Below are 11,897 nucleotides of genomic sequence, written 5' to 3'. Positions count from 1 at the left end.
AAGCTACGTACTGGTGGATGATCGACTACAATGAGCACCGTCCCCATGACTCCCTCGGGAGTCTGACGCCGGATGAATGTCTGAAAAACTACACCGGAAACTCTACTTTTAAACTGTCTACTTGACAGGGAAGCTTACGCTATGTCTTAAACATTTGCAGGGAAATGCCGATAAGTTAAGTATGTTCCGTTGAAGAACTGCCCTGCTATTCTGCCTTATCACTGCAGAAAACGGGCAAAGTTATATCAGCGGCGAGGGAAGCGATTATACGATTGAAGTTGCCGGTGATGGGGATCACTGATGAAATTCAGAGATATTTCCATAAAATGGAAGCTTGCCGCCCCTATTCTTTCTTTTGTCGCTATCGGCGTGATAATCACAACCCTGGTCACCGGATATAATATCGAATCCATCGTCCTGAGCGAAGTCGAACATTCCACGCTCTCCGGTTATCGTGATACCGTCCTGAATACGCTCACAACAATGATGCATTCGAATAACTATCAAGAGCTCAAAACCCCGTTCATGGAACAGATGCGAACCCTTGTCGATCTGCGGGTTATCAGATCCGACAGTCTCGACAAGGATTTTGGGAAGAAAGACGCGAGAGAGTATGCCGGCGATGCCCTGGATAAACAAGTCATCGAACAAGGCGTCTCGAAGGTGGTCATCGAAGGAGAAGCAATCCGCGGCGTCTTCCCCTACATTGCAAAAGAAAAGTTCATGGGAAAGAACTGTCTTTCCTGTCATAACGTAAAAGAGGGGACCGTCCTCGGCGCCATCAGCATTAACATACCGCTTACGGCTTCCTTCGCGGCCATACGCAGGCAACAATATTATTATGGGGGGCTCGGGCTGATAGGGCTCCTATGCATATCGGTGTTCGTGCTGTCCATAACCAATCACGTCCTCAAGTCCCTCGGAGGCGAGCCTGATTACGTAAAAAAAACGGTCACCGCCGTTGCAAACGGCGACTTTACCGTAACGGTCACGACAAAGGAAAACGACACTACCAGCATGCTCTATGCGTTTAAAGGCATGGTAGATAAACTCCGCGCGGTCGTGACGGAGGTGACGGCTGCCTCGGACAACGTGGCCACAGGCAGCCAGGAGCTGTCCTCGGGCAGCCAGCAGCTGTCCCAGGGTACGACGGAGCAGGCGACGTCAGTTGAGGAGGCGTCCTCATCCATGGAAGAGATGACCGCCACGATCAAGCAGAACTCGGACAACGCAGCACAAACCGAGAGGATCGCGCGCGAGTCGGCCACTAAGGCGATAGAGAGCGGTACAGCAGTCTCGCAGACCGTGGGCGCCATGAAAGAGATTGCGGGAAAAATCTTAATCATTGAAGAGATTGCGCGCCAGACGAATCTTCTGGCCCTGAACGCCGCGATCGAGGCCGCCCGGGCAGGCGAACACGGCAAGGGCTTTGCTGTAGTGGCCTCTGAAGTGAGAAAGCTCGCCGAGCGGAGCCAGACCGCCGCGGCGGAGATCATTCAACTATCCTCGTCCAGCGTCGAAGTAGCGGAGCAGGCGGGCCAGATGTTGGCGAAACTCGTGCCGAGCATCCAGAAGACTGCGGAGCTGGTGCAGGAAATCAGCGCGGCAAGCAAGGAACAGACCACGGGTGCCGACCTGATTAGCGTCGCGTTCCAGCACCTGAACCAGGTGATCCAGCAGAACGCCGGAGCGTCCGAGGAGATGGCCTCGACAGCCGAGGAACTCTCGTCCCAGGCGGAAGGGCTCCAGACTATAATATCGTTCTTCAAGGTCGATGATGCCGGCGGCCGGCAGGTGAGACGCGGGGACAGCGGCGAGAAAGCCGTTTATCACCGGACACAAACTCCAGATCACGCACGTGGCGCACAAAGGATAGGCTGGCGCAGTAGACAGGGGAGTTGAGAAGTTTCGCGGTTGCTTAGGTTTAGCCGTGCCTCGGCCCGATAACCCGAAGGTCGTCGGTTCAAATCCGGCCCCCGCTACCAAATCCCCCAAGTTACAGCATGTGCTGTGACCCCTGTTCTTATTAACAGGACACGAACCGGACTGAGCTTCTATCTTATTTTATAACTGGGATCAGTCCTGATGCCTTTTAAGAACACTTTGGCCGGTCTTGTGGCCGCCCTGTTTTTATACGGGACCGGCGATGATACGCTCTGCACACAGGCAAAACCGCGGATGCACGACACACCGGAGCCGCAGAACAGAGATTGATGCGTTCTCTCGATACTTATTCCATGCTTGGAATGCATGTCTGCGTCGCGGATGGTCCTTGGCCCTCTCCATCATTGCATTGTACTACAATGGCTTCTTCAAGAGTTTAATTAAGACAATAAAGGACCTGTTTTAGAAGTATAATAGGACTTAGAGGAAGATGGTCTCTCGCAAGGCAATACCGTGAGAGTGGGCATTTAAATCTGCCAAGAGAATACCCTCCCCCCAGTGTAAGCATTTGGTCTGAGAATAGTAGATGTTTGCCTTGCTGAATAAGGAGGTAAACATGAGACGGTTATTCTCACATGATGATAGCGTACCGGAAACAACTCACAGTCAGCCGACAAATCATTCAATAAAAGAAAATACACAGAAAACTTCAAGCAAGGCGTGGAATTGGCTTTTCCTAGTGCCTTTTCTCGGGCTATTGTGGCCTCCGCTATACGCAAAGAACGATCCGGTGCTTCTTGGCTTTCCATTCTTTTACTGGCATCAGTTCGCGTGGGTGATCGTGAGCTCCCTTCTGACCGGCGTTGTTTACCTCGCGACGCGAAGGATGTAGTGCCATGCTTAACTGGACTGAACTAGGCGTGTTTGTTTTTTTCTTCCTGTTGGTAACCGTACTGGGATTTATTGCCGCGAAGTGGAGACGCGGTGATCTCAACCGCATTGAAGAATGGGGGCTTGCGGGCAGGCGGTTCGGGACTCTCATAACGTGGTTCATTGTCGGTGGCGATTTCTACACGGCATATACGGTAATCGCGGTTCCTGCGCTTGTCTTCGGTGTAGGCGCCATGGGTCTCTTCGCGCTGCCCTATACGATCATCGTATATCCCATTGTGTATCTCACCATGCCCCGTCTATGGGCGGTGGCCAAACAGCATGGCTTTGTGACCACTGCTGATTTTGTGCGTGCGCGCTACGGTTCGCCCGGCCTGGCGCTGGCTGTTACGTTTACGGGGATACTGGCGACCATGCCGTACATAGCGTTACAACTGATGGGGATTCAGGTCGTAATCAGGGCGCTGGGCGTCATGGGCTCCGGGTGAATGAATGATCTCCCGCTGATTCTTGCATTTGTGATACTTGCCTTCTATACGTACACGAGCGGCCTGCGCGCTCCGGCGCTCATAGCGCTGGTCAAGGATTCAATGATCTACCTTATGGTCATCGCCGCGGTAACTGTGATACCAGCGGCGCTTGGCGGATACGCAGAGGTGTTCAGGCTGGCCGATCGAGCGCTTGCCGCTAAAGCGACCGCAGGTCATCTTATTCTCCCGCCTGCCGGTTATAGCGCATATGCAACGCTCGCTTTCGGTTCAGCGCTGGCGGCCTTTGTGTATCCGCATACCATTACGGGCATCCTCAGCTCTTCCAGCGGGCACGCCATCAAGCGCAATGCGGCTCTTTTGCCTGCGTATACGTTTCTTCTCGGGTTGATAGCCCTTCTCGGACTGATGGCCCTTGCAGCGGGCATCAATCCATTGACACCGAACGATGCGGTGCCCCAACTGTTTCTTAAGATGTTTCCGCCGTGGTTCACGGGGTTCTGTTTTGCCGCTATTGTCATCGGGGCGCTCGTGCCCGCAGCCATCATGTCCATTGCAGCCGCCAACCTCTTTACGCGGAACATCTATCGTGAATACATCCGGCCTGACGTAACGCAAAGCAAGAGGCCAAAGTGGCAAAGCTCGTGTCCCTGGTCGTTAAGCTCGGAGCGCTTGCCTTTGTCATTTTGTTGCCGTTGCAATACGCCATCGTCTTGCAGTTGCTCGGAGGCATCTGGATCGTTGAGACCTTCCCGTCGATTATCTTCGGTCTCTTTACCCGCTGGCTTCACCATCATGCGCTGCTCGCGGGCTGGGCTGCGGGCATGATAACGGGAACGGCAATGGTTGCAACACTGGGCTTTAAGTCAGCGATCTATACGCTTCATGTGGGCAATGTTGCAATTCCGGCGTACGCCGGGGTATATGCCTTAGCGGTGAACCTTGTCGTCTCGGTAGTTCTTACCTTGATTTATGATGCAATGGGAATTAAGCGTTTACCTGACAGGACCCGGCAGGAGGACTATGACGAGGATGCAGTAGCAGTAAGAGCAATGGACACAGATCTCGAAAAAGCTGCATAGAGCGTTGAGATAATACTGAAACGGGAACGTGCCCCGGCTTGAAAAGAATGAGCGCAGAAGTTTTCGCATTGTACTCGCAGGACATGCTCCGGTGCAGTCGCACTAAACCCGTAGGAGCTGCCGGGAGCTGCTCTTTCATTCGCTGCCTGCGGGAGACAGAACCTTTTTACTTATCCCACGGCTCGTAAACGGGCTGCGGTTCCTTCTTGATGAAGAGAATGGAGCACGGCATTTTTAAGATGAGCTCATGGTTGCTCCTGCCGAACAAAAAGTGTTCCAAGTGTCCTTCCTCGTGGGCGAGCATAACGAGAAGATCTATCTTCTTTTCTTTCACCGCCTCCAATATCTCTTTCGTGGGGTCTCCTTCCTTGAGCATAACGTCGATGGCGATCCCCCCTGCCAGTTCCTTTTCAATGATGGTATCAAGTTCCTTCCTGGTTCTCCTGAGAAGATTCTGATAGTCCTTCTCCAAGTTCGGCACAGGTAGATTCCATCCTTCTATGCCGAAAGGATCGTGGATCACATGAATTACCGTCAGCTGGGCTCCATATTTTTTAGCAAGCGATGCACCATAGTGGATCGCCTTAGCATCGTACTTGACCATTCTGCTCACAACGAGAATATGTTTGATGTCATCCATAAATGTTGCCCCCAATAATTGCTTTTAACATTTCTAAGTATATTTTAACACGCCCATGAATGGGTATTCGTTCCGTGGCGTGATATTGTCCGTGGAGCATACTTTCGCAGCCCGCAACAATACAACTAACGTTGTGATAAATGAGCAGTACGGCTAATGGGCCTATTTTGGTGCAATTGACGAAGATTGCCGAAGAGATGGCGAAGATGAATTTAGTCTTTCGGGCACGGATAAAAATGCACGGAAAGAGGGGACGCTCGCTAACAGGGAATTAACGATGGTCGTACCGTGATAGAGCGTGGGGGCACTTCTAACGGGTTGGTCGCCTGTGCACAGAAGAGCGGAGGCCGATCCGAACAGTGACCGATCAGGCAGGTTGACCACGCTGAATGACCCGTTCGCCAGATTCATCGAGCATGGCGACGGGGTCGGGCATCGCGATCAGGTTGAGACGGTGAGGCGGGATTTTGAAGATCTGAAGAAGAATTGAGGGTCTTTCCTGTCGGAATCGCCCGCGTTCGTTGACGATCCTGTCTCCCTCCGTGGCGCGCCGGCCCGGATGGCAGACATTTCGCGCCGGCTCCCCGGATGTTCAGAGGCAATAAGAATGATGAGTCCTGTGTGGTTGCTCCCGGGGACAACTTCCTGAGAATCAAGATCCCGGCGACGTGTGCTGTTGAGCTTCAACAGAATAAGGCAGAAGATCTTGTCGGTGAGGTCAAGGCGGCATCGCCACCCGTCGATGCGGCCATGCAAAGCAAAAAAAAGAAGGCCAGACAGATGCGTCTGGCCTTCTTTATGCCCGAAAGTAAAGAGGGGATCATCTGAAGTAAGCGTTGATGGAATGATTCGTCGTTACGTTGTCAAACGTAAAGGTGGTTATCGAACCCTTCTGGACGCCGTCGACGAGGACGCTCAGAACTCCATATCCCGGGTCCGGCGTAATCGTGAACGTTACGCTGTCTCCCGTATTCACGGTTATCGCGCCCGACGGCGTGATGCTCCCATTTGCATCGGCAGCGGCGGTGATGGTGTAAACGTCGGGCGTAAAGGTCACGCTGATCGTATGGGCTGACTGGACGTTAGAGAATGTGTACGAGGAAACAGCTCCCATGGAGACCCCGTCAACCTGCACATCGGCTACGCGATAACCCGGGTCCGGCGTCAGGGTGAACTTCTGGTTCGCGCCTCCCAGCACGGATACGTCCCCTGCCGGTGATATGCTGCCGTGCATTCCCGCGAGTTGAAGATCATCGGGAGCCGAGATGGTATAGGCGGGATTGGGCGCAAAGGTAGCCGCCAGGGTATGGTTGTCGGCTACGGAGGAAAAGACATAAGAAGCCACCGCGCCGACGGAGGCACCGTCAACCAGGACATCGGCAATGTGGTATCCCGCTGAGGGGACGATGGCATACGTCTGGCTTCCACCGACATTGACCGTCGTGGTCCCCAATGGCGTAACGGTCCCGTTGGCGCCCGAGGTGGCGGTGAGAGCATAGGTTATGGTCTTGAAATACGCCGTAATGGTATGGTTCGCAGCGATGTTCGTGAAGGAGAATGTCGTCACCGCGCCCTTGTTAGCGCCATCCACGAGCACGCTCTGCACGGCATACCCCGCATTCGGAGTGATCGCAAAGGTCTGCGTGGCGCCGCTGCTCAGGGTGACCGTGCCGGCCGGCGAAATAATTCCGTTGGCATCCGCCGCCGCCGTGATCGTATAGACGTCCAGGGTGAACGTTGCGCTGATGCTGTGGTTCGCCTGGACGCTGTAGAACGTGTAGGAACTTCTTGCGCCCGTGGAGACTCCGTCGACCTGAACATCAAGCACGCGATAGCCCGCGGCCGGCGTTACGGTATAGGTCAGATTGGTCAACTCTGTTACCGGTGTCGTCCCCGACGGCGACAGGCTGCCGTTTGGCCCTGCACTGGCCGTTATCGCGTAGGTAAGGATCTGCGTGAAGGTCGCTGATATGGTATGGTTGCCCGCAATATTTGCAAAGGTGTAAGCCGTCACGGCGCCGGCGGAGATTCCGTCAACCTTCACATCGAGAACGCGATAGCCCGCGGCCGGACTGATCGTGAACATCAGGTTCGTACCGCCCAGCACGGAGGTGTCGCCGGAGGGAGAGATGCTCCCGTTCGCTCCCGCCGCGGCCGAGATGGTATAGGATTGGTTCGCCGCGAAAACGGCCGCAAGAACATGGTCGGCCGCTACATTGGAGAAGGTGTAGCTTGTTGCGGGACCGACCGATGTTCCGTCAACCAGAACATCGGCCACATGATATCCCGCTGTCGGGATGATCGTGAAGGTCTGGCTCGCGCCGATGTTCACGGTGGTCGTGGTCGGCGAAACAGCGCCGCCTGCTCCCGCGCTGACCGTGATGGTAAATGTTTTCACCTTGAAATAGGCGCTGATGGTGTGGTTTGCCGCGACGTTGGTGAAAGTGTACATCGTCACCGCGCCTGCGTTCGCGCCGTCCACGAGCACGCTGCGTACGTCGAAGCCCGGGTCCGGCGTGATCGTGTAGGTCTGGCTTGCGCCCTTGCTCAGGACCAGGGTGCCTGAGGGAGCAATGCTGCCATTGACGTCGGCAGTGGAGGTTACCGTATAGACATCCGGGGTGAAGGAGGCGCTGATCGTATGGGCTGCCTGGACGTTTGCAAAGGAGTAGGAAGTCACCGGACCCGCCGAACTACCGTCAACAAGCACATCGGCAACGCGGTATCCGGCGTCGGCAGTCATCGTGAACTTCTGGTTTGCGCCGCCAAACACCGTGACCGCACCCGACGGCGATATGGCGCCGTTCGGCCCGGTTGCGGCGGTAACGATATACGGCGTATTGGTGCCGAATACCGCCGAGATGGTATGGTTCGCAGTCACATTGCTGAAAACATAGGAAGGCGCGGCGCCGACCGATGCTCCGTCGACCAGGAGATCAGCGATATGGTATCCCGCGGCCGGAGTGATCGTATACGTCTGGCCGGCTCCCATGTTCAGGGTGGTGGTGCCGGCAGGCGATATGCTGCCGCCCGCCCCCGCGGTGGCCTGAATGGTATACGTGATCAGCTTGAAATAGGCGTTGATGGTATGCGACGCCGTGATGTTCGTGAAGGTATAGGTCGTTCCCGTGCCTTTGTTTGCGCCGTCGACAAGGAGGCTCCGGACCGTGTATCCCGCATTCGGCGTTATCGTGAAGGTGAGATTGCTTCCTTTGTTCACCGTTATCGTGCCCGACGGCGTGATGCTCCCCGTCGCTTCCGCGGCGGCGGTGATGATGAGGGGCGGCGTCCTGTTTATCACGAGCGGGCCGGCCGCATAGGCGAATACGGCGGTGGTTCCGTCGTCGATCTTTGCATAGACGTAATAGGTCCCGTTCGCAAGGCCGGAGATGTCCCAGACATAGTTGCTCAGCGGGTCGGACAGGTGCATCCCCGTTGCAATCTGAGTGCCGTTGAAGCCCGTGCCGGTCGTGTCATAGTAAAGCGTTATAACGGGGTCGCTGTCCGGGTCGGCAGCCGTCCAGGCCACGGTATAGCTCATGGCATTCGTCGCGGGTTCAACGGCTGCCGGCTTCGTTATGACGATGGAAGGCGGATCGTTGTACCCTTTGTCGTTCACGAAGAACGAGCCCGCCGTCATCCAGCCGCTGGCCAGGCCGTGTTCGTCCCTGGCCTGCGCGCGCCACCAGTACCACGTGTTGTCCGTGAGGTTCATCGGGACGACCCAGCTGCTGCCCGCTCCGGACGTAGAAGTCACCATCGTGGAGATGCCGCTGTCGGAAAAGATCTCGTACTCATAGGTAAGGCTGTCCCTGTCGGGATCCGTGGAGGCGTTGAGCTGGAGGGTGGGGGCCAGGACCGTCACCCATCCGCCGGCCGCGGGATTGTTGAGCGTTGGAACGCTCGGCGGCTCGTTCACCGTGTTCACGAAGAGGCTTGCCGTTTTCATCCAGGGGCCGTCCCCAAGACCGTCATTCGCCTTCGCTCTCCAGTAGTATACGGTATCCTCGCTGAGGGCCGCCGGCGTCCAGCCGGTAACAGCGGAGCCCTCCGCGACCGCGCCCGAGGTCTGCTTGCCGGGGCTGTCGAAGGTATTGACCGTATCGATCTCGAACGTATACATCAGCGTCTGGCGGTCGGGATCCGACGCGTTATTGATGGAAAGCGTCGGAGTGAACGTTGCAACCTCACCGGTGTCCGCGGGAGCGTTCAGCGTCGGAGCGGTAGGCGGCAGGTTGACGGTATCCACAAAAAGCGATCCGATCGTCCAGGGACCGACCCCTCCGTTATTATCGGTTGCCCGGGCTCTCCAGTAATAGGGGGTATGATCGGCGAGCGCGGGGGCCACGGTCCAGGACGTTGTGCCGCCGTTGCCCTGGGCGATGTTGGCACCGCTTGCCACGATGTTCGTGAAGCCGCCGTCCGTGGCAACGTCGAAGTCATAGCTCAGCACATCGTGCATGTCCACATCCGCGGCGTTGGCTACACTCAGGGCGGGTGTCAGACTGGCCACGTTGGCATTGTTCATCGGCGAGCTGATCGTCGGACCTGTCGGCGGGTCGTTCACGGTGTTCACGAAGAAATTAGCCGTAGGCATCCAGGAACTGTTGAGCGTGCCGTCGGAGGCCTGCGCCCTCCAGAAATACAGGGTGTTGTCGGCGAGCGGTACGGGAACCGTCCAGCTCGTGCTGGTCGTTGATCCGCTTGACACGAGCGATGTCAGGCCGCCGTCCGCGTAGACCTCATACGTGTAGGTGATCACGTCTCCGTCGGGGTCCGTGGCTGCGTTGATCGAAAGAACGGGTGTCACGGTCGAGGTTTCACCCGAGGACGGCGGGAAAGACACGGCCGGCGCCGTGGGCGCGCCTTCCGCAAAGGTCCCGAACACGGAGCAATCCGAGACAACGGCCGCAATAAGGTACGTATCTCCGGACAGGGTCCCGTTGCAGCCGGTGACGGACGCATGGTACCCGGAATCCGGCGTGATCGTGCAGACCGAGCCTTTCTGGTAGGCCACCGTGGCCGGATTGCATGAGATGCGGCCGTTGGCCCCCGTGACCGCTGTGATCGTAAAGGTATCGGCTGCAAAGGTCGCCGTCACCGTGCAATTACTGGCGATCGCTCCCGTCGTGAAGCTGGTCCCCGCGAGCGTCCCGTTGCAGCCGGTGATCGCGGCAACGTGATATCCCGTGTCCGGCGTTGCCGCAAAGGTCGAGGAGCCGCCGTAGTTCACCGTCTGGACCGTTTCGGGACTGATCCTGCCTCCTGTCCCTGCCGTCGGTGTTACCGCAAACGTGTCGATAGCGAAGGCGGCGGTTATGGTCATGGCGGTCGTGACGTTGTTCAGGGCATAGGAAGCGACCGCGCCCACCGGGCTCAAGGTCCCTCCGGTCGGCCCGACCATCACGCTTGCCACGTGATATCCGGGCTGCGCAGTTATCGTGCAAAGGCTGTTCGCATTGTAGTCCACGATCGCGGGCGTACAGGACACGGCGCCGTTCGGCCCCGCGTTCGCGGTGATGACGTTCGTAACCGTGTAGACCGCCGAATGGACCGCTCCGCTGTTGCCCGCATTGTCTGCGGCAAAGAAACTCATGGTCGTGGTCTTCGAAAGAAGGATCGGGCCGGAATACACGGCCGAATTTGCGGTCGGCGTTGAGCCGTCCAGGGTGAAATAGATCTTGTTGCAGCCGGAACCGGCGTTGTCCGCGCAGGTCAGCGTCACCCCTGAAGCGCCCACATTGCCGCCCGCAGGATTCGCGCTCACGACCGGCGCCTGGAGGTCCTGGTTGACGACTGCGCTTTGTACAGGCTCCGTATTGCCCGCGTTATCAACCGACCGGTACCGGATGAACTGGGTGCAGGCCGAACCAGCGGCGCAGGTGAGGCTCACGGGTTGTCCGTATGTCACGGAAGGCAGGCAGGTGTTCGCTGCATCAACGCAATATTTGGGGAACCCGGGGGCGACACCGGAACCGGCGCCGTCACTCGCCGTCATCGTAACGGTAACCGGACTTGTGGCCGTCCAGGCGCCGAACGTATAGCCTGAGGCGGATGCTGTTGTGGCCGGGGCCTGGAGATCCGGCGGGTTCTGTTTCACGACAGAGCTCTTCACATTCTCGCTGTTGCCGGCTTTGTCAACCGATTGATAGCGCACATACTGGGTGCAGCTCGAGCCGCCGGTGCAGGCCACCTGGACCGGTGCGGCATAGGAAAGATTCGGGGTACAGGTGTTCGCAGCGTCGAGGCAGTACTTTGGATAGCCGGCGGCGATGCCGGAACCGGCGCCGTCACTCGCCGAGAGCGTTACGCTGACCGGACTGGCGGCTGACCAGCTGCCGAATATATAGCCGACAGCCGAAGCAGTGGTTGTGGGTGCGGTATTGTCGATGGTAACCGTGACCCCTCCGCTGCTGGTTTCCACACAATCCTCTTCGCCCTTCGCGCGCGACATGATGACATAACTGCCGTCCTTCCTCTCTTCCCATGCATCTGCGTCATCGTCAACCCTGGTGGAGATACGCCAGGTGAAGCTCCACGTGGACCAGGAATGGTCCGTTGATGTGTCGCTCGCCAGACGCCACGTCTTGCCGCCGTTCGTGGACACTTTGACCTTCACCACGCGGGAAGCCGAGCTGCTTGCCGTACCGGTGACCGTATAGGAAGCCGTGTTGCCGATCACGGCGTTGTTCAGGGGAGCGGTTATATGGGAGACGGGCGGGGAGGCACATCTCCCGCCTCCCGTCTCCGCTCCGGATGTGCGGGCAAGGGGGGGTAGCATTGATACGCACAAGGCCATGACCGTCATGACGATACATCGGAGGGCGCGGAAGTTCTTTTTCGGGAATAAGGATGTCAACATGTTGTACATAAGTCATGCCCTCCGGAGAAAATTTATTTCGTCGTTAAACT

The 11,897-nt window shown here is 57.0% G+C and carries 6 protein-coding genes and 1 pseudogene; 5 read left to right on the top strand and 2 right to left on the bottom strand.

The window, feature by feature from the left end; genetic code table 11:
* The 4 genes and pseudogenes from VL197_01105 to VL197_01090 all read left to right on the top strand — a co-directional run.
* The coding region (locus VL197_01105; GenBank protein HUJ16567.1) for an integrase core domain-containing protein at window positions 1-125 on the top strand (125 nt) is incomplete at its 5' end.
* Between the two features lie 175 nt (window positions 126-300).
* The gene (locus tag VL197_01100) at window positions 301-1,902 is read left to right on the top strand and encodes a methyl-accepting chemotaxis protein (protein HUJ16566.1); all 1,602 of its coding nucleotides are present in this window, start codon (window positions 301-303) and stop codon (window positions 1,900-1,902) included.
* 667 nt (window positions 1,903-2,569) lie between these two features.
* Window positions 2,570-2,776, top strand: a complete 207-nt coding sequence (locus tag VL197_01095; GenBank protein ID HUJ16565.1) for a DUF3311 domain-containing protein — start codon at window positions 2,570-2,572, stop codon at window positions 2,774-2,776.
* A 4-nt stretch (window positions 2,777-2,780) separates the two neighbouring features.
* Window positions 2,781-4,345, top strand: a pseudogene (locus tag VL197_01090) (sodium:solute symporter).
* 166 nt (window positions 4,346-4,511) lie between these two features.
* Here the strand turns inward: VL197_01090 and VL197_01085 are convergent.
* Complete coding sequence (locus tag VL197_01085) at window positions 4,512-4,985, bottom strand: universal stress protein (protein HUJ16564.1); 474 nt, start codon at window positions 4,983-4,985, stop codon at window positions 4,512-4,514.
* Between the two features lie 588 nt (window positions 4,986-5,573).
* Here VL197_01085 and VL197_01080 point away from each other — a divergent pair.
* The gene (locus tag VL197_01080; GenBank protein ID HUJ16563.1) at window positions 5,574-5,813 is read left to right on the top strand and encodes a hypothetical protein; all 240 of its coding nucleotides are present in this window, start codon (window positions 5,574-5,576) and stop codon (window positions 5,811-5,813) included.
* Here the strand turns inward: VL197_01080 and VL197_01075 are convergent.
* Window positions 5,806-11,856: a chitobiase/beta-hexosaminidase C-terminal domain-containing protein gene (locus VL197_01075; protein HUJ16562.1), complete on the bottom strand. Its 6,051-nt coding sequence runs from the start codon at window positions 11,854-11,856 to the stop codon at window positions 5,806-5,808. The genes VL197_01080 and VL197_01075 overlap by 8 nt on opposite strands.
* Between the last annotated feature and the right edge of the window lie 41 nt (window positions 11,857-11,897).

It is taken from the genome of Nitrospirota bacterium (genome assembly GCA_035516965.1).
GTDB lineage: Bacteria > Nitrospirota > UBA9217 > UBA9217 > UBA9217 > MHEA01.
The sequence above is the reverse complement of the archived record's forward strand: the minus strand, read 5'-3'. Positions and strand labels throughout refer to the sequence as shown.